Genomic DNA, 22365 nt, shown 5'->3' on the forward strand with positions numbered 1-22365 from the left:
GCGGAGGTCGGCGGCCCGGGGCAGCACATGGATCCGGAGAGGTCGCCATGAGTAGGGGAACCCGTCGTTCGGCCCGCACCGCCGCCCTTCTCGCCACTCTCGCAATCGCTGCCGCGGCGCCCGCCGCGGGCCAGCCGCCCCGCACGCAGCTCGCCTCGCGCCAGGCGCAGGCGCAGCCCGCCGCTCCGACGCCGCGCGAGATCGCGGCCGGCGCGCACGCCAGCCTGCTGATGATCCGCGCGCTGGCGGCCGACGGCGACACGGTGGGGCTCGGCACCGGGTTCGTGATCAGCCCCGACGGGCTGTTCATCACCAACTACCACGTGATCGAGGAAGCCGCGAAGCTGCAGGTGAGCCTGCTGGACGGCGGCAGCTGGGAGCAGGTCTCCCTCGTGTCGGCCGACCCCGCCAGCGACCTGGCGCTGATGCAGCTTCCCGCGCACGGGCTGCGGGCCATGAAGCTGGGCAGCGACACGCAGATGGAGGTGGGCGACAAGATCTACGTGATGGGGAACCCGCTGGGGATGGGCGGCACCTTCACCGACGGGATGATCAGCGGCAAGCGCCCGCTGGAGGGGATCGCGATGCTGCAGATCAGCGCGCCGATCTCTCCCGGCTCGTCGGGCGGCCCGGTGATGAACGAGCGCGGCGAGGTGATCGGGGTCGCGACGATGATGGTGATGGGCGGGCAGAACCTGAACATGGCCGTGCCCGTGCGCTACGCCCGGCCGATGCTGGCCAGCCGCGGCACGCCGCGCCCCTTCTCGCGGGCGGTGCTGGTGTCCAACCCGCACGCCGGCCTGGCGCGGGTGGGCGACCATCCCGAGCCCGCGCTGGGCGGCGAGAGCGGGAGCATCGTCCGCCGCCGCGAGCCCGGGCGCGAGGTGGAGGACCAGTTCGTCGTGATCGCCCCGATGCTGCAGATGCGCGGGTTCGTGCGCGCCTTCCCCGTGGCCACGGGGAGCGCGGCGCGCGACGCGGCGGAGGCGCACGACTTCACGCTGGAGAAGGGCGTCTCGTACCTGATCACCGCGCGCTGCGACGCCGAGTGCACCAACGTGGACCTCGGCCTGTACGACCGCGGCGACCACCTGCTGCAGAGCGACACCGACAGCGACGACTTCCCGACGCTGGCGTTCACGCCGCAGGAAACGGGGACGTACCACGTGTCGGTGCGGATGGCGCAGTGCGGCACGCCGGAATGCTCGTACGGCGTGGCCGTCTTCCGCCGCGACGCCGCCAGCACGCCGGCCTCCGCCAAGGTCGGGCGGTAGACGAAGGGTTGGAGAAGAACGATTGGGGCGCACCGATCATCGGTGCGCCCCAATCGTCTGGGCGGAAGATGGAATTTTCGGTCGCGACGATGCGACTGAAGTCGCGGCTACAACGGCACACAGTCCGCCTTCGCGGACTTCGCGCGGAACGCGGCCGGCGTGTGGGCGGAGATGCATCCTGCCCGCCGCCGGCCCGCGATGCTCGTCACGTGCGCGGGTGCCCTCGTCCGCGCCGATGCCGGTAGTCCGCGAAGGCGGACTTCGTGTAGTTGTAGCCGCGACTTCAGTCGCCCCGTACCAGCGGACGTGCACCCGCGGACCCGCTCGACGGACCCGTCCCTCCGCGGACGAGCGGGGACGAGCGGAGATCGCGCGCTACTGGTTCGGGTTGAGCTGCAGGAGCGGGGTGGCGCCGCCGGTGACCTGCGGCATCTGGCCGTTCCACTTCTTGGTCATCTCGTACTGCACCAGCGTGGGCGTGATGCTCTGCGAGAGGAGGCGGTTGGCCTCGGCCTGCGCCTGCGCCTCGGTCAGGATCGCCTTCGCCCGGCCGCTGGCGCGGATGCTGTCGCCCTGCGCGTTGTACATGTTCTTCTGCAGCTCGTTCTGCGCGGTCAGCGCCTGCTGCTGCATCACGTTCTTGGTGTTGATGGCCTGCATCACCTCGGCCGGCGCGCGGATCTCGTTGATGGTGAACTGCTTGACGACGAACCCGTACGGCGCCAGGCGCGTGGCGATGAGCTGCTGCGTGCGGCCCACCACCTCGGCCTTCTTGGGCCCCAGGATGTCGGCGATCGGCTCGCTCCCCACCACCTCCTGCAGCGCCTGCCGGATGGCCTGCTTCACGTAGCCGTGCTGGATCTGCTCGATGTGCGTGCGGAAGGTGGTGTACAGCGCCGGCGTCTTGCTGGCGTCCAGCTCGAAGCTCAGCGACACGTCCAGCGACACCGGCTGCCCTTCCACGCTGTTGACGTTGATCTCGTCGTTGCTCTGCGAGCCCTCGCTGCCGCCGCGCGTCAGGATCAGCGTCTGCATGTACACGGGGTACTCCTCGATCCCCGTGGTGATGGGGTTGCGGAAGTGCAGCCCCTGCCCCAGCGGGTGCCGGTCCACGCCGCCGCCCAGCTTGTGGATCACGATCCCCACGTTCCCCGGGTTGATGTAGACGAACATCGTCGGCAGCGTCAGCAGCGCCAGCACGGCGATGATCACCCACGGCGCCTTGCCCGCGAACGCGCGCAGCGGGTTGCCGATGCTGGGAATGGGCCTGTTGCGGCCGGTGGGCAACTGGATGGTAGGCATGGTGGGATTGCGCTCTCCTCGAGCGGATTCCGGGTGATGCGGGGGGCGGCGGCATCCTTCGCTCCGCCGCCCACCCGCGAGCCCAGGCCGATCGGCCGGGCCGGGGGTGAACTACGACCATCTGCCGTAGATCGTTTCAAGATAATGACTTCACATGAAGATGTCGCCTCCCCCGCGCGCGCGGCGTTGACAAACCCCGGCGGCCCGTCCCAAATCGGGAGATACCGCCGCCGGCGCGGCCGGGTCTCGTCGTCGCCTGAGAGAATGTCGCGCAAACCTGCGGACACCCCCTCGGTGTCATCCTGAGGGCGCGGAGCACCGAGATCGCGTTCACACGAAACCCTGCGCGCCCGAAGGATCTTGCACGGTGGGCGGGATGTCTGCCGAAGGAGCGGGAATCTCCGCGAGATCGAGGAGATCCCTCTGTCGGCGCCCGGCGCTTGTGCGGTACGAAAGTGAGGTGCAGCGCCTCCCTCGGGATGACACCGGAGGTGTTCTGGATCCCGCGGATTGGCAATTCCCCCTGACGAACGGAGTGCCTTGCAGACGATCCATCGTCGCCACCTCCGTCTCTCTCGCGCAACGCGGGAGCGGCGCTGATGTTCCCCATCGACCGGCTGATCCTGATGGGCGCCCTGCTGGTGCTGATCGGGATCGCGTCGAGCAAGCTGTCGTCGCGCTTCGGCGTGCCCGTCCTCGTCCTCTTCGTCCTCGTGGGGATGCTGGCCGGCTCCGAGGGCTTCGGCGGGATCGCGTTCGAGAACTACCGCTTCGCCCACGGCGCGGGGACCGTGGCGCTCGCGGTGATCCTGTTCGACGGCGGGCTGCGCACGCCCTTCCGCTCCATCCGCCCCGCGCTGGCCCCCGCCGCCTCGCTGGCCACGGTCGGCGTGCTGCTGACCGCCGCGATCGTCGGCTCGGCCGTGGCGTGGATCCTGGACGTGCCGCTGCTGAACGGGATGCTGCTGGGAAGCATCGTCGCCTCGACGGACGCGGCGGCGGTCTTCTCCGTGCTGCGGTCGACGGGGCTGCACCTCCCCGAGCGGCTGGGAGCCACGCTGGAGGTGGAGAGCGGCTCGAACGACCCGATGGCCGTGTTCCTCACCGTCGGGCTGCTGGAGATCCTGCTGGGAGAGATGGCGCCCGGGCCCGGGCTGGCGTGGCTCTTCGCCCAGCACATGCTCATCGGCGCGGCGGTGGGGATCGCGGTGGGCGCGGGCGCGGTCTGGGCGACGAATCGCATCCGCCTCGGCGCGGAGGGGCTGTACCCGGTGTTCGTGGCCGCGGCCGGGCTGCTGTCGTACGGGCTGGCGGCGTCGCTGCACGGGAGCGGCTTCCTGGCCGTGTACCTGTCGGGAATCGCCATCGCCGGCAGCCGCATCGTCTTCCAGCGCGGCATCCTCCTCTTCCACGACGGCGCGGCGTGGCTAGCGCAGGTCGCGATGTTCGTGCTGCTGGGCCTTCTCGCTTTCCCCAGCCGGCTGCTGGGCGTGGCCGGGCCGGGGCTGCTGATTGCCGCGGTGCTGGTGTTCTTCGCCCGGCCGCTGGCGGTGGCGGCCGCGCTGGCGCCGCTCGGCTTCCGCCCGCGCGAGCTGGCGTTCGTCTCGTGGGCGGGGCTCAAGGGCGCGGTGCCCATCGTGCTGGGAACGTATCCGCTCCTGCTGGGGCTCCCCGGCGGCGAGCGGCTGTTCGACGTGGTGTTCTTCGTCGTGCTCGTCTCCGCGCTGCTGCAGGGGTGGACGCTGGCCCCGCTCGCGCGGCTGCTGCGCCTGCAGGAGCCGCATCCCCCCGCGCCCGCGGTGACGCTGGAGATCACGTCGCTGCGCGAGGTGCAGGGCGACATCGTGCAGTACACGCTTCAGGAGGGCGACCGCTTCGCCGGGCGCACGGTGCGCGAGCTGGCGCTGCCGGACGGCGCGGTGGTGGCCATGATCGCCCGCGGCCGCCGCGTGATCCCGCCGCGCGGCAGCACGCGCCTGGAGCCGGGCGACCACGCGTTCCTTGTACTGACCCCCGAGGCGCGCCCGCTGGTCGACCGGCTGTTCGCGGGCGGCGCCGTCGCGGCGCCGCTTCCCGCGCAGATCGAGTTCCCCCTGCGCGGCGACACCACCGTGGGCGACATCGAGGAGTTCTACGGGGTCGATCTCGCCGAGGACGCGGCGTGCACGCTGGAGGACCTGCTGCGCGCGCGCCTGGGGAAGCGCCTGGAAGCCGGGCGCGGCATCACCCTCCCCGGCGTGAAGCTGCACGTGAGATCGATGGTCGACGGCCGCGTCGAGCAGGTCGGGCTGGTGATCACGCCGAGCGGTGATGAGGGTTAGAGCATTAACCAGACGCTGTCATTCCGAGCGGAGCCGCCTCTCCGAACTCGCGGCTGCACCACAGGTTGGCGGCTCCCGAGGAATCTTTGGCCGGCGTCCGCGCAACAGCCCGGCTGTAGCTCGGAAGCAGGCCACAGATTCCTCGGCCGCCGCACTGACGCCGGTGCGGACGCGGCATCCGGCGAGCGGCGGCGCTCGGAATGACATCGCTTGCTTCTTCGAGAAACAGCCATCCGGATACTGAAGGAGCCGCCCGGCGCATCGGCCGGGGCGGCTCCGTTTCGTGCGATCAGGCGTTGAGATCGCGGTCGCCCTCGGGCGGGCGCGGGGGATTGTTCTTCCCGCTCCGCGCGCCGACCCACAGCATCCACACCATCAGCGCGGCGATCACCAGCACGATCGCAACCTCCAGCGGCGGCGCGTCCTCGAAGGGGCGCACCGCGAGCATCGCCAGCAACATCGGCATCTCCTCGCGAACGTTCGTCGTCCGCCCGCCGAACCGTTTCGGCGGGCTGGGGGATCAACGGCGTTCGCGGGGAGGCGCGGTGGCGTAGTACGCGGGACGGTTGATCCGCCGCGGCGAGAGGACGCGCGGCGCGCGGATGGTGCTCGCGGCCGCACCTTCGCGTGCGGGCGCGAGACCCGTGGTGGGGACGAAGAGCTGCGGGACCGGCCCGTTCGGCGCCGGCGGACGCGCGCGCTTCGGCGCCGGCGCCTCGGCGGCGGGGACGCGGTGCGACGGGACGGCGGCGAGACGCTCGTCCCGCGCCCGCGCGCCGGGGTGGGACGCGGCGCCCGCCGGGCCGGGGTGATGCAGCGCGGGCGCGGCCAGGAGCAGCGCCAGCGCCGCGCGCAGGAGCGCCTTCACCCCGCCTCCTTCCGCGCCGGCGCCACCCGCGCGGGGAGCACCGCGTCGCGCCCGAAGCGGCCGCGCAGGCGGTCGGTGGCGGCGGAAAGGCGCCGGTCGCGGTCCGTCTCCAGCCCCTGCGGCGGCTCGAAGAGCATCGGCTCCGGCTCCGCGTCCTCGCCCAGCTTGCTGACGCCCACGCCCAGGAGGCGGATCCCGCCGCGCCGCCGCGAGCGCAGCTGCCGCAGCAGCTGCCGGGCGACGGCGTAGATCGCGCGGTCGCTCTCCAGCGGCTCGGCCACGGTGCGGCTGGCGCTGCGGTCGGTGAAGTCGGCGTAGCGCATCTTCACGGTCACCGTGCGCGCCTTCAGCCCGTCCGCGCGCAGCGACGCGCCCGTCTCGCCCACCAGGTACAGCAGCTTCGCCTCGATCTCCTCCTCCGCCAGGATGTCCTGCGGGAAGGTGCGCTCGTGCGAGATGGACTTCTGCGGCGCACGCGGGGTGACGCCGCCCTCGCTCCCCATCCCCCGCGAGAGCCGATGGAGCCACCGCCCGCGCGAATCGCCCAGCCAGGCGACCAGCGTGTCCTCGTCGAGGGGGAGGAGGTCGCGCACGCGGGTGGCGCCGCGCCGCCGCAGCGCCTCGGCGAACGCCGGCCCCACGCCGGGGATGTCGGCCAGGTCGAAGCGCGCGATGAACTCCGCCTCGCCGCCGGGGGGGACCACGTGGATGCCGAACGGCTTGTTCACCGACGCCGCCATCTTGGCCAGCGTGCGCTGCGTGGCCCCGCCGATGGAGAGCGAGATCCCCGTGCGCTCCAGCACCGCCTGCTGGATGCGGCGCGCGGTCTCTTCCAGCGGCTCGTGGCGGTACAGCGCCTCGGTCCCCGTGAGGTCGAGGTAGAACTCGTCCACGCTGGCGGCCTCGACCACGGGGCTGAACTCGTCGAGCACCGCGCGCACTTCCCGGTGCTTCTTCTGCACCATCTCGCCGGGGACGGGAACGACCATCGCCTGCGGGCAGAGGCGGATCGCCTGCGACATCGGCATCCCCGCGTGCGCGCCGAACCTGCGCGCGGCGTAGCTGGCCGACGTCACCACCCCGCGCCCGTCCGGGCGCCCGCCCACCAGCAGCAGCTCGGCCTTCCCCGCGCCCTCGGGGTCGGCCAGCATGGCGCAGCGCACGAAGTACGAGTCGCAGTCGGCCAGCAGCAGGCGGCGGGGGCGCTCGGACGAGGTCATCTACGGCGGTTCAGGTTCGCAACTGATTTTCTGATCTAAAGATACGTATACCCCGGAGGCGGCGGAACGGGCGCGGTGACAAGGTGTGCAGAGTTTACGCGGGGAGATGGATCGAGAGTGGCGCCATGCAGGCGTTGCCGTTCGGCCGCCGCGAGAACATCTTCCGGTTCACTCGGCAGCATTTTGTCCATGGAGACGGTCCGGTTTCGATGCCCATTCCCTACACGCTCGACCGCGAGCGGCAGCGGATGTACACGCGCGCGGAGGGGCTGCTGACGCTGGTGGAGCTGGAGCAGCATCTCGACTTCGAGGAGGCCGACCGCGCGGCCGGGTACGCGGAGCTGTTCGACGCGCGCGGCGCCACCACGGACCTCACCCCCGACGACGTGCGGCGCTTGGTCGGTCGCGCGCGCCGGATGCAGCAGGCGGGCACCGTCGTCGGCCCCACCGCCGTCGTCGCCGACAACGACGTGGTGTACGGGATGGCGCGGATGTACGCGATGCTCTGCGAGTTCGTGGACGCGCCGGTGGAGGTGTTCCGCGAGGTGGAGCCCGCGCTGGCGTGGCTGGAGCGCGTGGCGGAGTGAGACGGCGTCGGCCCGGGTGGGGGTGGGGCGAATGATTTCGCTGCAACAACCACACGAAGTCCGCCTTCGCGGACTACCGGCATTCGTGCCGGCGATGCGATCGTTCACGCGACGGGAATCGTCGCGTGCTTCGTTTCATGGGGGGAGATGATGTTCTCGGAATCGGCGGAGCTGTACGATCGCATCTACGCGTGGAAGGACTACCCGGCCGAGGCGGCGCGCGTCCGCGGGCTGGTGACGGCCGCCGGCGGCCGCGGCGGGGGCACGCTGCTCGACGTGGCCTGCGGCACCGGGATGCATCTCCAGGCGCTGCGCGAGCACTACACCGTCGAGGGCGTCGACCTCGAGCCGGGGCTGCTCGAAGCCGCGCGGCGCCGGCTGCCGGACGTGCCGCTGCACCTCGGCGACATGCGCGACTTCGAGCTGGGGCGGCGCTTCGACGTGGTCACCTGCCTGTTCAGCGCCATCGGCTACACGCGCACCGCCGCCGGGCTGAACGCGGCGCTCCGCAGCATGGCCGGCCACCTCGCGCCGGGCGGGGTGCTGCTGGTGGAGCCGTGGTTCACCGCGGAGATGATCCAACCCGGCCGCGTCAGCGCGGAGACGGTCGAGGAGCCGGGGCTAACGATCGTACGCATGGCACACATGGCCGTCGAGGGCACGATCTCACTGCTCACGTTCGAGTACCTGGTCGGCCACCCGGACGGCATCACCCGCGCCTCCGAGCTCCACGAGATGGGCCTCTTCTCGCGCGAGCAGATGACCGCCGCGTTCGAGACCGCCGGCCTGCGCGTCAGCCACGACGAAGAGGGGGTGTCGGGGCGCGGGGCGTACATCGGGGTGCGGGAGGGCTGAGCCGGAGCACGACGATGCATCTGCGGGCGGCGCTGCGCGCCGGGGCCCCTCATCCCCCCCGGCCCCCCTTCTCCCGATAACGGGAGAAGGGGGGAGACCTCAGCACGGGAAGAAGGTTCGGCGCGCTAAGTCGTTGTCGCAGTTACCTCTCCCAGGCTGTTTGGGGAGAGGGTCGAAAACTGAAGGGGAGACGGCAGTTTTGTCTCCCCTCCTTCAGTTTTCGGGTGAGGGCCCTTCTCGGGTGCGGACTGCGACGTCACTCCTTCGCCGCGCCCCAGTGCAGCTCCCACTCGCAGAAGGCGTCGCCCTCGACGGAGCAGCGGACGTGGCGGACGGCGGGGTTCGCGCCGCCGGCCAGCTCGACCGCGCGCAGCAGCCCGCCCGTCTGCCGCCGGCAGAACACCGGGTCGCCGGGGAAGCCGACCAGCCGCAGCACCGCCCGCCCCGGCTCGGCCTCCACCACCTCCATGTTGCCGGGCTGGTAGTACAGCCGGAAGAGCGACACCGGCTGCACCAGGAACTCCAGCGGATCCTTCTTCTTCAGGATCCCGCCGTAGAGTTGCATCCCCAGCGACTGGATCGAGTACGCGCCCGACTTTTCCGGCCAGCCGGGATCGCGCCGGCCGATCTCCGCCTCCACCGCGTCCCACAGCGCGCGGAGAAGCTCGATCGGCACCTCCTCCGTCGCGGTGGCGGCCTCGACGCGGCGGCGCTCGCCGTCCCCCAGCCGCGCGAGGACGGCGGCGGCCGCGGCGGGACCGTGCTCGGCCTCGACGTAGCGCAGCGTGGAGCGGAGGGTCGACCCCTTCGCCAGCGGCTGGGTGGCGACGGCGCTCATGGCCGGGCCTCCGCCAGCGCGCGGCGGTCCGGCTTCCCCGAGCCCAGCCGCGGGATCTCGCGGAGGAAGACCACCGACTTCGGCACCTTGTATCCCGCCAGCCGCGCCCGTGCATGCGTCACCACGTCGACCTCCGTCACGTTCGTTTCACCGCGCGGGACGATGAAGGCGCGCCCCACTTCGCCCCAGCGCTCGTCGCGCACGCCCACGACGACGACCTCGGCCACGCCGGGGCAGTCGGCCAGCACCGCCTCGACCTCGCCGGGAAAGACGTTCTCGCCGCCGGAGATGAACATCTCCTTGCGCCGCCCGCAGATGCGGAACGTGCCGTCGCCGTCGCGCGCGGCCAGGTCGCCGGTGCGCAGCCAGCCGTCGGACGTGAACGCTTCTGCAGTCTTTTCAGGATTTCTGAGATAGCCGGCGAACACCTGCGGTCCGCGCAGCAGCAGCTCTCCCGGCTCGCCGGGCGCGGGCTCGGTGCCGTCGTCGCGCGCGAGCCGCATCTCCAGCATCGGCACGGGCCAGCCGACGCACCCCGGCCGCCGTACCGCCTCGTCGGCGGGGATGGCGAAGCAGTTGGGGCCGCACTCGGTCAGCCCGTAGCCCTCGCGCAGCGCGTACCCCGCGGCGCGGACGCGCTCCGCCAGCGCGGCGGGGAGCGGCGCGCCGCCGGACATGAAGGTGCGCAAGCTGGGGAGCGGGCGGCCCCACTGCCGCCCCTCCATAAGCATCAGCAGCATGGTGGGCACGGTGAGGGCGACGGTGATCCCCTCCTCCGCGATCGCCTCGAGGTACCCGTCCGCGTCGAACTGGTCGAACAGCACCACCTTGCCGCCGCGGAACCAGAGCGGCGTGGCGAAGACGTTCCATCCCCCCGTGTGGAAGAACGGCGTGGAGACGGGGGCGACGTCGCCGGCGCCGAGCTCCCACGCGGTGGTCGTCGCCACGGCGTTGTAGAAGATCTGCCGATGCGGGAGGATGGCCCCCTTGGGCTGGCCCGTGCTGCCGGAGGTGTAGAGGACGAGCCAGGGATCGTCCGGCTCCACCTCCACGTCGTCCGCCGACGGGCCGCCGCGCGCCAGGAGCGTGGGTGCGTCGGCGTCGAGGTCGATCCACCGCGCGTCGGAGATGCCGCGGAGCGCGCCCTCGGCCCGGTCGCGAAAGCGGTCCTCGCCGAGCAGCAGCTTCGGGCGCGCGTCGGCGAGGATCGGCGCGAGCTCGGGCGCGGCCAGCCGCCAGTTGAGCGGGATCAGCGCCGCGCCGATGCGGCCGCAGGCGAAGAACGCGGCCGCCAGCTCGCTGCGGTTCCCCGCCAGCGTGGCCACGAGGTCGCCGCGGCCGACGCCCTGCGCGCGCAGCAGCGCGGCCCAGCGGTCGGCGGCGGCGTCGAGCTCGGGATACGTCAGCCGCTCACCGCGCGCGCGGTCCACCAGCGCGTGGCGCGCGCCCGCCAGCCGCCGCCAGAAGCGCAGCGGGTCGGGGCGGCGGGGGAAGGGGGGGACGGCTGTGGTCATCGTTCGGTGTTGCTCTTCTGTTGCTCCGTCGTTGCCCTGAACGCCAACATCATCGCACCTCAAAGGACGGTGGGCGGCGCTGCGCGCCGGGGCCCCTCATCCCCCCCGGCCCCCCTTCTCCCGATAACGGGAGAAGGGGGGAGACCTCAGCGCGGGGAGAGGATTCGGCGCATCACCACACCCATCGCCTGCCCTCGGCGCCGAAATCGCTCGGCACCAAAGTGAAGTCCGCGAAGGCGGACTGTGTGTCGTTGTAGCCGCGAGTTCACTCGCATACTGCGACCTCTACAAACATCCACGACATCCACGACATCCACGACCTCGCCCGCCCTGCACTCACTTCGAATGCGCGAGGAGGAAGTCGAGGATGAGGCGCGATGCGTCGGGGCCGCGGGCGTCGGCAAAGGTGCCCTCGGGCGAGCCGCCGGACCACGCGTGGCCCAGCCCGTCCACGATCACCAGCTCGATCGCGGGCTTGCCGTCCGCGGCGTTCCAGCGGGTGCGCTCGACGGCCAATCCCCCCTCCGTCGACCGTTGCGCGGGAATGGAGGAGAGGCCGAGCACGCCGGCCCACTGCGCCGCCAGCTGCCGCGAGTTCAGCGGGCTGACCACCGCGTCCGCGCCGCCGTGGATGGCGATCAGCGGCATGGCGCGCCTGCCCGCCGCGTCCTGCAGCGCATAGGCGAGGATGGCGGGATCGGTGCTCCCCCCGCGCATCACGCTCAGCGCGTGCGGCACGTCGGAGGCGGCGCGGTACGGGATGCCGCTGTGCGAGCCCACGGCGGCGAACAGCTCGGGGTACGACGCCGCCACGATCACCGCCATCGCCGCGCCCGCGGACACGCCGGCGACGTAGACGCGCCTGGGATCGACCGCGCGCGCGGCCATCACCTCGCGCGTGATGCCGGCGATCACCGCGGGCTCGCCGCGCTGCACGGCCTGGTGTGCGGGATCGTACCAGCTCCAGCACTTCTGCACCTGGTGCTCGGCCTTCTGCTCGGGCCAGGCGACGACCACCCCCGCGCGTGCCGCCAGCTCGTTGAAGCGCGTGCCCCGAGCGAAATCGTCGGGGTCCTGCGTGCAGCCGTGCAGCATCACCACCAGCGGCGCCGGGCGGCTGGTGTCGAGGCCGTCGGGGACGAACAGCCGGTAGCGCCGCGTGCCCGCCTCGCCCGCATACGTGTGCCACTCGAAGGTGCCCGGCGCCCGCGCGGGCGCTTGCGGGGCGGCGGGCTCCGGCGCGGTGCTGGTCATCGTCACGGCTGCCAGGATGGTGATGAGCGCGCGGTGGATCGTCATCGCGATCGCGTGGTTGTGGGGATCTTGCGACCTATCCGTAGATGCTGGCATCGGCGCGCAGCTCCGGCATTGCGCCCTCTCCGGCTCGCTCAGGCTCGCCACCTCTCGCGTACCGGGGGCCCCGTACCGGGAGAGGTAGCCGGGAAAGATCTGCGCGGGAGGGTGAGATCCTGCCCGCCCGGCTGTGGCCCCCTCCCCCGGCCCCTCCCCCGCTTCGCAGGGGAAGGGAGAACTCAGCTGGGGGCGGAACATCCGTCTCTCTCCCTGTCCCCTGTTCCCTGTCTCCTGTTCCCTAAAAGCCGAAGAAGTCGACGATGATCTGGCTGGCGTCGAGGGCGCAGGCGTCGGTGTAGCTGCCGGCGCTGCTGCCGCCCGGCCAGCGATGGTCCATCCCGCTGATCACGTACCGGCGCACCACCGTCTGCCCGTTCGAGCTGTTGTTGAAGTCGGTGCGCGTGTAGCTGCGGCACGCCGTCCCGTTCACCGTGGCGTCGGCGGCGAAGTCTACGTTGCCGTTGTCGGCGCCGTCGCTCGCCAGGTCGTCGGTCTGCGTCCACTGCTGCGCGGTCTGCGTCGCGTTCACCGGGTTCACCGTGCCGTCCGATGAGCCGTGGAAGACGAGCGTGGGGATCACCCGGCGTCCCCCCGTGGCCTGCGCGTTCCAGCAGTCGGTGCCGCGCGTGTTGGGGTCGTAGCTGCTGCCGAAGAACATGGCATTCGTCCCCCCGCCCGCCGTCGTCGCCGCCTTGTACATCACGCCGGCGACCTCGGCCAGCTTGCGCACCCTGTCGGGATAGGTGCACGCCATGATCGTCGCCATCGCCGCGCCGGCGGAGAAGCCGGCCACGCCCACGCGCGTGCCGTCGACGGCGTAGTTGGCCTTCACCCAGTCGATCATCCCCGCGATCACGTACGGCTCACCGCTACCGCGCGACTGGTTGGAGGTGTAGAACCAGTTCCAGCAGTCCGATGGGTTGTACGCCGTCCCCTGCTCCGGATACAGGACGATGAAGTTGCGGCTCTCGGCGAACGAGTTCATCCGCGTGCCGGCCGCGAAGTCGTAGCCGTCCTGCAGGCAGCCGTGCAGCATCACCATCATCGGCCGCGCGGTGCCGGTGTAGGTGGAGGGGACGTAGACACGGAAGTAGCGCGCGCCGTACACGCTGTTGTAGACCCCGTCGACCCACGTCGCAGCGAGCCGCGGCTTCTGCGGCGATGCGACGTCCTCGCGCGCGGCGGTGGGCGCGTCGGCGCAGGCACCCAGCGCGAGCGCGGCGGCCAGGAGCACAGCGGTGCGGGTGCGGCGCATGGACGGCTCCTCCGGATCAGGGTGGACCTGCCAGGAACTGCCCCGTCGACAACAGCGGGGGCTCGCTGCGCTCGCGGCCCCTCATCCCCCCCGGCCCCCCTTCTCCCGATAACGGGAGAAGGGGGGAGACCTCAGCTCGGAGATAGGCTTCGGCGCAGACTGGACGCATCCTGCCCGTCTGATTGATCCTCTCCCCGACCGTCAGTGTGTCAGCACGTGAGTGCACCGGATTCGCGAGAACCCAACGCACTCACGCACTCCTGCACTCACGCACTCGTCACTTCGTGTCCACCCGCACGCCGAGGAACACCATCGTGCCGATGGCCGGCATGTTGACCATCTCGGTGTGCTTCACGCCGAACCCGCACGACGCACCCTCGTCGGGGAGCGTGGGGTCGTTCGCGCGGCAGTTGAACAGGTTGGCCACCGCCAGGTTGATCTGCGAGTGGAACTGCGGCACCCGGTAGCCCACGTTCAGGTCCAGCGTGTTGAACGTGGGGATGCGGCCCTTGTTGATGCCGGAGTTGAAGTAGTAGCCGTTCACGTAGCGGAAGGTGGCCCCGCCCGACCAGCGGCCCAGGTCGCGCGCGTGCATCCCCAGCGTCCACTTGGTCACCGGCGAGTTCAGCGCGGTGGCCTCGGTCTCGGAGGCGATGTTGGTGTCGATCCCCTCGATGTTGTCGAGCTTGAGCAGCGACACCGTGCCGGTGAAGTCGACCCGGGGGTTCAGCACGTAGCTGAACGCCGCGTCGGTGCCGTAGATGGTGGCGTTGCCCAGGTTGAAGTAGGTCAGCACCACCTGCGGCTGCGCGGCCTCGCTCACGTACGGCTGGTTGGTGGCGCCGTTGTAGGCCACCGTGGCCGCGCCACCCGTGGCGTACGGGTTGGCCACGGTCACCAGCGGGCTCAGGAAGTTCTGGTAGCGCGAGTAGTACGCGGCCACGTCCACGAACAGCCGGCCGTTGATGAGCCCCTTGTAGCCCGCCTCCCAGGTGGTGTTGCGCTCGGGGACCAGCGGCTTGTACTCGCGCACCAGCGAGTTGTCGGACGCGCGGCGCACGGTGATGCCGTCGCGGTTGCCGAACACGCCGATCACCGACACGAAGTTGGGGATCCAGAAGTTCGTCTGCAGCGTGCTGGGGCTCTTGAACGCGCGGTTCCAGAAGAGCCGGAAGGTGTGCCCCTGCGCCGGGGTGAAGAGCACGCCGGCCTTGGGCGAGAACTGCGGATCGTAGTTCTCGTGGTCGTCGTAGCGCGCGGCCAGCAGCAGGCGCAGCTGCGGCAGCAGCGGCGTCTCGGTCTGCGCGTACACGCCCCACTGGTCGATCTTCAGCGCCTCGCCGGTCAGGCGGTCGGTCAGCCACTGGCGGTCGCTGCTCACCACGTCGTGGCGATACTGCCCGCCCCACGTCACCTGCGTGTTCAGCAGCGGAAGGACGCGGAAGTTGTTCTGCAGCTCGGCCGCGTACAGCTGCCCGTCGCTGGGCCAGTCGCTCATCCGCCGCACCGAGTCGTCGCTCACCGTCGCCGGCGCGGTCGCGCGGTTGGTGGTGTAGCGGTTGGCGGCGTAGCTCTCGCCCGCGTTGCTCTCGGTGCGGTAGGCGCTGACGTACCAGCGCGGGTTGGTCGCCCGCAGCTGCAGGACGTTGTAGGTCCAGTCCACCAGCTGGTTGCGGCCGACGTTCGTCTGCCCCACGCCGTTGGTGCGGCTGTAGCCGCCGGTCAGGGACACCTGCCCGTCGCCGAAGTAGCGCAGCACCTGGCCGTAGCCGCGCAAAACGCTGCTGTCCCAGTTCAGACCGGTGGTGTCGCCGACGCTCGTCTCCCAGGGGCTGGTGGCGGCCGCGGTGGCGTGGATGCGGTTGGACCAGTCGTTGAACGAGTTCCACTCGCCGCTGAGCTTGTATCCCCAGTTGCCGCGCGTGCCGGCGATGCGGCCCTGCAGGTCCATGTACTCGCGGTTGCCGCCCGTCACCTCCAGCGACAGCCCGGGGTAGTCGCGCGGATCCTTGCTCTGCAGCGTCAGCACGCCGTTCGAGGCGTCGGCGCCGTACAGCGCGCTGCCGGGGCCCACCACCACCTCGATCCCCGCCAGGTCGATCTTGGGGACGGGGGTGAAGGCGCCCGCCGGCAGCCCGTTCTCGGGAAGCACGGCGATGCGGCCGTCCTCCAGCATCAGCATCCGGTTGTTGAACGAGGAGTTGAAGCCGCGCGCGTTGACCGCCACGGCCGTCATCCCCACCTGCACGAAATCGAGACCCGTCGCCTGCTTGAGCGCGCCCACGAAGGCGTTCCCCGGCGTCTCCTCGAGCTGCTGCGCGCCCACGCGCGTGACGGTGGCGGGCGACTCGGAGCGGCGCTCGGCCCGGCGCGAGGCCGAGACGACCATGGCGTCCAGCTCCACGTTGTTCTCCTGGAGCTGGATGGAGACGAGCGTCTCCTCGCCCGGGCGCACGGTGACGTCGCTGGTATTGGCGACGAAGCCGGGCATGGAGACCCGGAGCCGGTGCACGCCCTGCGGCACACCGCCCAGGGTGAACTGCCCCAGCGTGTTGGATACGGTGGAGAAGCGGGTGCCGACGATGGCCACCTGCGCCGCGGAGACGGCGCGGCCCTCGGGCCCGGAGACGGTGCCGCGCACGGTGCCGGTCTGCGCCGCCGCGAGCGACGGGACCAGCGCCAGTGCCGCGGCCAGCAGGAGTGCGCGCCAGGTGTGGCGCAGGGTGCCGCTGCTGCTCATGGAAGGGTCTCCATGTTGTGGGACACGTGTGCGCACGCGGTCGCGCTCGCACGGTTGGACTTCACGCTCGCGGTCCTTTCGGTAAGGCGACCGCGGTTCCTGTCGAATCGTCGCGAGAGCTTCCTGCCGTCCTGCCGGCCGTTCGCGCCGCGGCGGGCGGCCCCCTCTCCCCCGGCCCCTCTCTCCCGCTTCGCAGGGGAGAGGGGAGAACTCAGCACCGCTCGAACGTCCGCTCCACGGAACCAGGCCGGCGTTCAGTCCGCGAAGGCGGACTTCTCGAGGTTCCAGCGGCGGGTTTCAACCCGTCGTGGAGGGGGTCGGCGACTCCGGGACCATCACCACCGCCTCGCCGTCGATCACGCGCTCGCCGTGGTGGTTGGTGACGGTGGTGGCCAGGCGCACCCGCCGCTTCGCCGCGATCACCTCCGCCACCTCGACCCGCGCGGTCACCGTGTCGCCGATCTTCACCGGGCGCAGGAAGCGCAGGTTCTGCGAGAGGTAGATGGTGCCCGGCCCGGGGAGCCTCATCGCCAGCACGGTGCTGATGAAGCCGGCCGACAGCATCCCGTGCGCGATCCGCCCGCCGAACATCCCCTGCTCCGCCTCCACCGCGTTGACGTGCGCGGGGTTGAAGTCGCCCGTGATGCCGGCGAACAGCACCACGTCCGTCTCCGTCACCGTCTTGCTGAACTCGGCCGTCTGCCCGACGGCGATGTCTTCCAGGTGCATTCGCTGCTTTCGTCCGTCTCCCCGGCTCTCGTGCGAACGCCGGCTATAGATCCTTCGGCCTGCCGGCACCAGGGCAGCCGCGGTTCCGGTCTGTCCGGCCTCAGGATGACGTCGGGCGGGGGTAGTGCGTGGGATCGGAGCCGCACCTGCCACCGGGCTATGTTCTCCCCTCGCCCCTGCGAAGCGGGGGAGAGGGGCCGGGGGAGAGGGGGCCCATCCGCGGCCGCGCCCCGGTCCGCCCGTCACACCGATGCCGACCCCGCTTCCACTGGGCACTTGGCACTGGGCACTGGGCACTTCCCCTCACACGCTCATCACCAGCGCCACGTCCGGATCGATCTGCGACGCGGCGCGGGCGCGGGTCAGCCAGCTCACGGCGAAGAACACGAGGATCGAGAGCACCAGCGACAGCCCGCTCACCGTCACCCCCGTCGGGAAGCTGTAGACCTTGAAGTACGCCAGCGTCTCGAAGGTCAGCGTCACCACGATCCCCGTGGCGATGCTGGCGATCGCCCCCTCCTTCGTCGCCCCCTCCCAGTTCAGGCCGATGGCCAGCGCGGGAACGAGCGTGCAGGCGAACAATCCCCATCCGAAGATCCCCAGGAACGCCACCATCGACCCCGACACCTGCGCCAGCAGCGCGGCGGCGATCGCCAGCACCGCGGTGGAGATGCGTCCCCACAGCAGCTCGTTCCTGGCCGTGCGCCCGAACGCCAGCGGCAGGTCGTGCGTCACCACCGCCGCGGCGATGTTGATGAACGAGTTCACCGCGCTCATCGTGGCCGCGGCCACGCCGCTGAACACCAGCGCCGCCAGGATCACCGGGGTGAAGCGCAGCAGGAACGTCGGCGTGGCCGCGTCGGGCGCGGAGAGCGGGGCCAGCGCGCCGCGGGCCACCAGCGACTTCACGCCCACGCCCACGCCGAAGTAGAGGAGGAGGACCAGGATCAGCCCCAGCGTCTTCAGCAGCGGATACCAGCGCAGCTGCAGCGGGTCCTTCAGCATGTAGTACTTGTGCACGCCCTGCGGCTGGCCCAGCGACCCCATCCCGAAGACGAAGAAGAAGGAGAGCGCCACCAGCGGCGTGGCCTTCCCCCACGGCGACAGGAAGCCGGGGTCGTGCGCCAGGATGTGCGTGGAGATGCCGCCCAGCCCGCCGCCGACCTTGAGGACGGCGAGGAAGACGAGGACGGAGGCCGCCGCCATCAGCGTCCCCTGGAACACGTCCACGTAGATCCCCGCCAGGATGCCGCCCGCCACCGAGTAGGCCAGCGTCACCCCCATCCCGATCCAGATCCCCCACCCCATCCCCACGCCGAAGATGGCGTCGATCACCACGCCCATCGCCAGCGCGTTGGTGGCCATGTAGCCCAGGATGCCAATGAGGATGCCGATGCCCGACAGCCCCTGCGCCAGCGGGCTGCGGTAGCGCGCGCCGATGGCGTCGGGCACGGTCATCAGCCCGCGCGCCTCGCCCAGCAGGCGCATCCGCTTGGCCAGCACCCACGCGCCCATCACGTTCGTCACCGACGCCGGGAGGACGATGTACATCGCCGCCAGGCCGATGGTGTAGATGAGCCCCGGCCCGCCGATGAACGCGAACCCCGAGACCGAGGTGGAGACGGAGGCCACGGTGAGCGCGACCAGGCCGATCCCGTGGCCCGCGACGAAGAAGTCGCTCGCCGTCTTCGTCCTGCGCGTCGCCCAGACGCTGATCAGCACCACCACCGCGAAGTACGCGGCGGCCACGGCGATGATGGCGGGATGGCTGACGTGCTGCATGGCCGGGTTCACGCGCGGGCTCCAGGAAGGGCGGGGACCCGCTCGGCGGGGGGCGAGGCTTCGGACTGCGCGGGAGATGACGATCCGTCGCGCGCGCGCCTCCACGCCTCGCCGGCCAGGCGCACGCGCTCCAGGTCGGCCGCGTTCAGCGTCTGCTCGTGGAAGGTCAGCGCGTAGGCGATCGGCAGGACGACGATCGGGAAGATGCCGATGCCGTAGATCACGATGGCCGCGCGCAGCGGGAGGCCCAGGTAGAGCGGCGCGCCCGCCGATTCCACCGCGGGAAGCACGAGGGCCAGCGCGAAGCCCGCGGCCAGCACGACGAACGAGAAGGCGAAGGGGATGGCCAGCCGCCCGATGCGCCCGCCGCGCGCGGCGCCCAGCACCATCACCGCCACCAGCGCGGTGGGGATGCCGATGGCCATGGGCCAGGGTGCCCACCCCGGCGCGCCGCCGGGGAGGAACGCCGACGCGTACGAGGCCGCGATGGCCAGCGCCGCGAGCGCGAGGGCGGTGAGTGCGAGGCGCTTGGTCATCCTGCGGCGGGGTAGAGGGCGTCCAGCTCGCCGCGGAACTTCTCGGCGACCACGGTGCGGCGGAGCTTCAGCGTGGGCGTGAGGTCGCCGTCCTCGGCGGTCAGCTCGCGGCCGATCACCACGAAGCGGCGGATCTGCTCGGTGCGGCTGAGGTTGGCATTGACGCGATCGACGGCCGCCTGCACCTGCGACAGCAGCTCGGGGTGATGGACGACGACGCCATTCCCATCGACCTCGTCCCCCTGCCCGTCGGCCCACAGGCGGAGCATCGACGGGCGCAGGGAGATGAGGGCGGAGATGTACTTGCGGCCCTCGCCGTAGAGCATGGCCTGGCCGATCCACGGGTCCTGCGCCAGCGCGGCCTCGATGGGCAGCGGCGCCACCTTCTTCCCCGTGCTGAGCGCGATCAGCTCCTTCTTGCGCCCGCTCACGCGCAGCGAGCCGTCGTCCAGCAGCCGCCCGAGATCTCCCGTCAGCAGCCACCCGTCCGGCGTGAACGCGTCCGCCGTCGCCTGGGCGCGGCCGTGGTAGCCGCCGAAGCTCAGGTCGCCGCGCCGCACCAGGATCTCGCCGTCCTCGGCAATGCGGATCTCCGTCCCCGGCATCGCCGGCCCCGCGGCGTCGAAGCGGTACGCGTCCGGCCGGTTCATGGCGACGCACAGGTGCTCCGTCAGCCCGTACGCGCCGAGGACGGTGATCCCCAGCGCGTCGAGGTACTCGGCGACGTCCACGGGAAGCGCGGCGCCGCCGCTGGTCGCGCGGCGCACGCGGCCGCCGAAGAGGGCGCGGGTGCGCTCGAACAGCGGGGCGCCGACCTCGCGCCACTCCTGCTCCAGCGTCGGCGGGACGAAGCGGCGGCCCTGGACCAGCTTCGAGCGCGCGGTGCCGAGCTCGATGGTCCGGTCCCACCGCTTCCGCCCCTCGCCCGCGGAGGCCATGTGCTCGGCGTGCAGCGTCTCGTACGCCTTCTCGTAGAAGCGCGGCAGCCCGCCGAAGAGCGTGGGGCCGTAGACGCGCGCCGCCTCCCACACGCGCGTGTGGTCGGGCACCAGCGCCGCCTCCATCCCGCTGACGATCCGCGTGTAGAGGCCGAACACGCGCTCGGCGGCGTGGCAGAAAGGGAGGAAGGAGAGCGTGGTGTCGCGCTCGGTCAGCCCCAGCGCCTCGATGATCGACTCGGCCGACGCGAGGAGGTTGCGGTGCGGGAGCGCGGCGCCCTTCGGCTCGCCCGTGGATCCCGACGTGTAGATCAGGATCGCCGTATCGTTGGGGGATGCGGCCGCGACGCGGCGGTCGACCTCCGCGCCGGCGCCGGCCGTCAGCGCGTCGTCGCCCATCCCCAGCCACGCGTCCCAGCTCACCACGTCGTCGCCGAAGACATCGATGGCGACGATGGTGCGCAGGCGCGGGAGCTCGTCGCGGACGGCGAGGACCTTCGCCAGCTGCTCCGCGTCGTCCACCACCAGGACCCGGGCGCCGCAGTCGGCCGCGATCTGCCGCACCTGCGCGGGCGCGCTGGTGGGATAGACGCCCGCGCACACGCCGCCGGCCATCAGCACGCCCAGGTCGGCGATGGGCCAGACGGTGCTCGTTCCCGCCAGCACGGCGACGGACTCGCCCGGCCGCACCCCGTCCGCCACCAGCGCGGCGGCGAAGCGGCGCGACTCGGCGGCCCACTCGCCCCAGGTCAGCGCCTCGTCGCGCGGCGCGCCGCCGGCGGCCAGCGTGCGCCAGGCGATGCGGCCGGGGTGGCGCGCGGCGCGGGCCAGGAAGGCACGGGCGGCGGTCGTCATCGCGCGCTCCGCGGGTTCCAGCGCAGGGCGACGCATCCCATCGACAGCCCCGCGCCCGAGCCGGTAAGCAGCACCAGGTCGCCCGCGTGGAGACGGCCCGCCTTCACGGCGTCGTCCAGCGCCATCGGCAGGCAGGCGGAGCCGGTGTATCCCCACTTCTCCATCACCGTGTGCGCCTTCGACATAGGCACGCCGAGGCGATCCATCACCATCTCGATGGTCGATCGATTCACCTGCGTCCACAGCCACAGATCGACGTCGTCGACCGTCGTGCCGATGCGGGAGAGGACGGAGCGGGCGATGCGCGGCCACCCCTCCTCGTTGACCTCCTTGGGATACTTCTGGACGAAGCGGAGGCGGTTGCGCACGCCCGCGTTCAGCACGTCCACGGTGATGGGCTCCGCCGTCCCCCCCGCGAACACGCCCATCCCCAGCGCCAGCGACCCGTCCGCGTACAGCTCGCTGGCGAGGATGCCGGGCTCGTCGGCGAGCTCCACCACCACCGCGCCCGCGCCGTCGGCGAAGATCGTCACCGTCTTCTTGTCCGCGGGGTCGAGGAACTTCGACATCGCGTAGACGGCGACGACGAGGACGCGCTCGTAGCGCTCGTCCGCGCGCACGTACTTCCACGCCGCGTCGAGCGCGGTGGCGAAGCCGGCGCAGGCGCTGTTCACGTCGAACGTCCCCGCCGTGTTCCGCATCCCCAGCCGCCCGTGCAGGACCGACGAGGTGGCGGGGGAGACGTACTCGGGCGTGTCGGTGGAAACGATGAGCAGGTCGACGTCTTCCGCGGACAGCCCGGCGTCCGCGAGGGCGGCGCGGGCGGCCTGCTCGGCCAGGTCGGCGGTGGACTCGCCGGGCGCGCACCAGTGCCGCTCGCGGATGCCCAGCGTGTTCGACACGAACGCGTCGATGTCCTCGCCCAGCGCGGCGGACAGCTCCGCGTTGGCGACGACCCGCGCGGGGACGAACGAACCGGTTCCGCTGATGGTGGCGTGGCGCAACGGAAAGTCCTGAGTCCCAAGTCCTAAGTCCTGGATGACGGCTCGGCCGTGGTGCCGCGGCGGACGAGCTTCACCGGGAGAAGCTTCGCGCCCTTCACCGTCACCTCCTGGCCGTCGAGCTGGCGGAGGAGGAGGCGTGCGGCACGGGCGCCCAGCTCGCGCGCGGGAATGGCGACGGTGGTCAGCTCGGGGGTGACGAAGCTCGCCATCTCCACGTCGTCGCACCCCACGATCGACAGCTCGCCGGGAACGGAGACGCGGGCCGTCAGCGCCGCCTTCAGCGCCCCCATGGCGATCAGGTCGTTGGCGCAGAAGACGCCGGTCGGACGCTCGCTCGAAGCGAGGAGACTCTTCATCGCCTTCTGCCCGCCGCTGACCGTGGGCGGTGTCCGGC

19 protein-coding genes are annotated in these 22365 nt (G+C 71.5%); 4 read left to right on the plus strand and 15 right to left on the minus strand.

Annotated features, from left to right (window positions below; genetic code table 11):
• The first annotated feature begins 47 nt into the window (after positions 1-47).
• A complete protein-coding gene (locus VF092_29985) occupies positions 48-1274 on the plus strand; it encodes a S1C family serine protease (GenBank protein HEX6751561.1) in 1227 nt (408 codons plus the stop codon).
• 375 nt (positions 1275-1649) lie between these two features.
• On the opposite strand, the gene VF092_29990 is transcribed toward VF092_29985, so the two are convergent.
• The gene (locus VF092_29990; protein HEX6751562.1) at positions 1650-2576 is read right to left on the minus strand and encodes a prohibitin family protein; all 927 of its coding nucleotides are present in this window, start codon (positions 2574-2576) and stop codon (positions 1650-1652) included.
• Between the two features lie 599 nt (positions 2577-3175).
• On the opposite strand from VF092_29990, the gene VF092_29995 reads away from it, so the two are divergent.
• On the plus strand, positions 3176-4897 hold the full coding sequence (locus VF092_29995; GenBank protein HEX6751563.1) for a potassium/proton antiporter: 1722 nt from the start codon (positions 3176-3178) through the stop codon (positions 4895-4897).
• A 289-nt stretch (positions 4898-5186) separates the two neighbouring features.
• On the opposite strand, the gene VF092_30000 is transcribed toward VF092_29995, so the two are convergent.
• From VF092_30000 to VF092_30010, 3 genes are read right to left on the minus strand one after another with little or no spacing between them, the layout of a single operon-like run.
• Positions 5187-5363 carry a hypothetical protein gene (locus VF092_30000; GenBank protein ID HEX6751564.1) on the minus strand — a complete coding sequence of 59 codons (177 nt, stop codon included), beginning with the start codon at positions 5361-5363 and terminating at the stop codon, positions 5187-5189.
• A gap of 54 nt (positions 5364-5417) precedes the next feature.
• Positions 5418-5765, minus strand: a complete 348-nt coding sequence (locus VF092_30005) for a hypothetical protein (GenBank protein ID HEX6751565.1) — start codon at positions 5763-5765, stop codon at positions 5418-5420.
• A complete protein-coding gene (locus VF092_30010) occupies positions 5762-6985 on the minus strand; it encodes a DNA polymerase IV (GenBank protein HEX6751566.1) in 1224 nt (407 codons plus the stop codon). The genes VF092_30005 and VF092_30010 overlap by 4 nt, the downstream gene beginning before the upstream one ends.
• A gap of 209 nt (positions 6986-7194) precedes the next feature.
• Between VF092_30010 and VF092_30015 the strand changes: the two genes are divergently transcribed.
• Both VF092_30015 and VF092_30020 read left to right on the plus strand, forming a co-directional pair.
• On the plus strand, positions 7195-7572 hold the full coding sequence (locus tag VF092_30015) for a hypothetical protein (GenBank protein HEX6751567.1): 378 nt from the start codon (positions 7195-7197) through the stop codon (positions 7570-7572).
• Positions 7573-7722: 150 nt separating this feature from the next.
• Positions 7723-8427, plus strand: a complete 705-nt coding sequence (locus VF092_30020; GenBank protein HEX6751568.1) for a class I SAM-dependent methyltransferase — start codon at positions 7723-7725, stop codon at positions 8425-8427.
• Positions 8428-8683: 256 nt separating this feature from the next.
• Here the strand turns inward: VF092_30020 and VF092_30025 are convergent, their stop codons facing one another.
• The 11 genes from VF092_30025 to VF092_30075 form a co-directional block, all read right to left on the minus strand.
• Positions 8684-9265: a hypothetical protein gene (locus tag VF092_30025; GenBank protein HEX6751569.1), complete on the minus strand. Its 582-nt coding sequence runs from the start codon at positions 9263-9265 to the stop codon at positions 8684-8686.
• Positions 9262-10779, minus strand: a complete 1518-nt coding sequence (locus VF092_30030; GenBank protein ID HEX6751570.1) for an AMP-binding protein — start codon at positions 10777-10779, stop codon at positions 9262-9264. Before VF092_30030 ends, VF092_30025 begins: the two co-directional genes overlap by 4 nt.
• A gap of 336 nt (positions 10780-11115) precedes the next feature.
• A complete protein-coding gene (locus VF092_30035) occupies positions 11116-12078 on the minus strand; it encodes a PHB depolymerase family esterase (GenBank protein ID HEX6751571.1) in 963 nt (320 codons plus the stop codon).
• A gap of 292 nt (positions 12079-12370) precedes the next feature.
• Positions 12371-13387, minus strand: coding sequence for a PHB depolymerase family esterase (locus VF092_30040; GenBank protein ID HEX6751572.1), 1017 nt, complete (start codon positions 13385-13387; stop codon positions 12371-12373).
• Positions 13388-13664: 277 nt separating this feature from the next.
• Entirely contained in the window at positions 13665-16127 is a 2463-nt protein-coding gene (locus tag VF092_30045; protein HEX6751573.1) for a TonB-dependent receptor, read from the minus strand.
• 297 nt (positions 16128-16424) lie between these two features.
• Complete coding sequence (locus tag VF092_30050; GenBank protein ID HEX6751574.1) at positions 16425-16856, minus strand: MaoC family dehydratase; 432 nt, start codon at positions 16854-16856, stop codon at positions 16425-16427.
• A gap of 303 nt (positions 16857-17159) precedes the next feature.
• Positions 17160-18650, minus strand: coding sequence for a hypothetical protein (locus VF092_30055; GenBank protein HEX6751575.1), 1491 nt, complete (start codon positions 18648-18650; stop codon positions 17160-17162).
• A complete protein-coding gene (locus tag VF092_30060; protein ID HEX6751576.1) occupies positions 18647-19174 on the minus strand; it encodes a hypothetical protein in 528 nt (175 codons plus the stop codon). Before VF092_30060 ends, VF092_30055 begins: the two co-directional genes overlap by 4 nt.
• A complete protein-coding gene (locus tag VF092_30065) occupies positions 19171-20967 on the minus strand; it encodes a long-chain fatty acid--CoA ligase (protein HEX6751577.1) in 1797 nt (598 codons plus the stop codon). The genes VF092_30060 and VF092_30065 overlap by 4 nt, the downstream gene beginning before the upstream one ends.
• Positions 20964-21971 carry a ketoacyl-ACP synthase III gene (locus tag VF092_30070; protein ID HEX6751578.1) on the minus strand — a complete coding sequence of 336 codons (1008 nt, stop codon included), beginning with the start codon at positions 21969-21971 and terminating at the stop codon, positions 20964-20966. The genes VF092_30065 and VF092_30070 overlap by 4 nt, the downstream gene beginning before the upstream one ends.
• A 23-nt stretch (positions 21972-21994) precedes the next feature.
• Positions 21995-22365: substrate-binding domain-containing protein (locus tag VF092_30075; GenBank protein HEX6751579.1), on the minus strand; the 371-nt coding region annotated here is incomplete at its 5' end.

It is taken from the genome of Longimicrobium sp. (genome assembly GCA_036377595.1).
GTDB lineage: Bacteria > Gemmatimonadota > Gemmatimonadetes > Longimicrobiales > Longimicrobiaceae > Longimicrobium.

Bases quoted from the DNA above. Each gene is read 5' to 3' on its own strand.
- VF092_29985 (HEX6751561.1), top strand. From the start codon at position 48: ATGAGTAGGGGAACCCGTCGTTCGGCCCGCACCGCCGCCCTTCTCGCC.
- VF092_29990 (HEX6751562.1), bottom strand. From the start codon at position 2,576: ATGCCTACCATCCAGTTGCCCACCGGCCGCAACAGGCCCATTCCCAGC.
- VF092_29995 (HEX6751563.1), top strand. From the start codon at position 3,176: ATGTTCCCCATCGACCGGCTGATCCTGATGGGCGCCCTGCTGGTGCTG.
- VF092_30000 (HEX6751564.1), bottom strand. From the start codon at position 5,363: ATGCCGATGTTGCTGGCGATGCTCGCGGTGCGCCCCTTCGAGGACGCG.
- VF092_30010 (HEX6751566.1), bottom strand. From the start codon at position 6,985: ATGACCTCGTCCGAGCGCCCCCGCCGCCTGCTGCTGGCCGACTGCGAC.
- VF092_30015 (HEX6751567.1), top strand. From the start codon at position 7,195: ATGCCCATTCCCTACACGCTCGACCGCGAGCGGCAGCGGATGTACACG.
- VF092_30020 (HEX6751568.1), top strand. From the start codon at position 7,723: ATGTTCTCGGAATCGGCGGAGCTGTACGATCGCATCTACGCGTGGAAG.
- VF092_30025 (HEX6751569.1), bottom strand. From the start codon at position 9,265: ATGAGCGCCGTCGCCACCCAGCCGCTGGCGAAGGGGTCGACCCTCCGC.
- VF092_30030 (HEX6751570.1), bottom strand. From the start codon at position 10,779: ATGACCACAGCCGTCCCCCCCTTCCCCCGCCGCCCCGACCCGCTGCGC.
- VF092_30035 (HEX6751571.1), bottom strand. From the start codon at position 12,078: ATGACGATCCACCGCGCGCTCATCACCATCCTGGCAGCCGTGACGATG.
- VF092_30040 (HEX6751572.1), bottom strand. From the start codon at position 13,387: ATGCGCCGCACCCGCACCGCTGTGCTCCTGGCCGCCGCGCTCGCGCTG.
- VF092_30045 (HEX6751573.1), bottom strand. From the start codon at position 16,127: ATGAGCAGCAGCGGCACCCTGCGCCACACCTGGCGCGCACTCCTGCTG.
- VF092_30050 (HEX6751574.1), bottom strand. From the start codon at position 16,856: ATGCACCTGGAAGACATCGCCGTCGGGCAGACGGCCGAGTTCAGCAAG.
- VF092_30060 (HEX6751576.1), bottom strand. From the start codon at position 19,174: ATGACCAAGCGCCTCGCACTCACCGCCCTCGCGCTCGCGGCGCTGGCC.
- VF092_30065 (HEX6751577.1), bottom strand. From the start codon at position 20,967: ATGACGACCGCCGCCCGTGCCTTCCTGGCCCGCGCCGCGCGCCACCCC.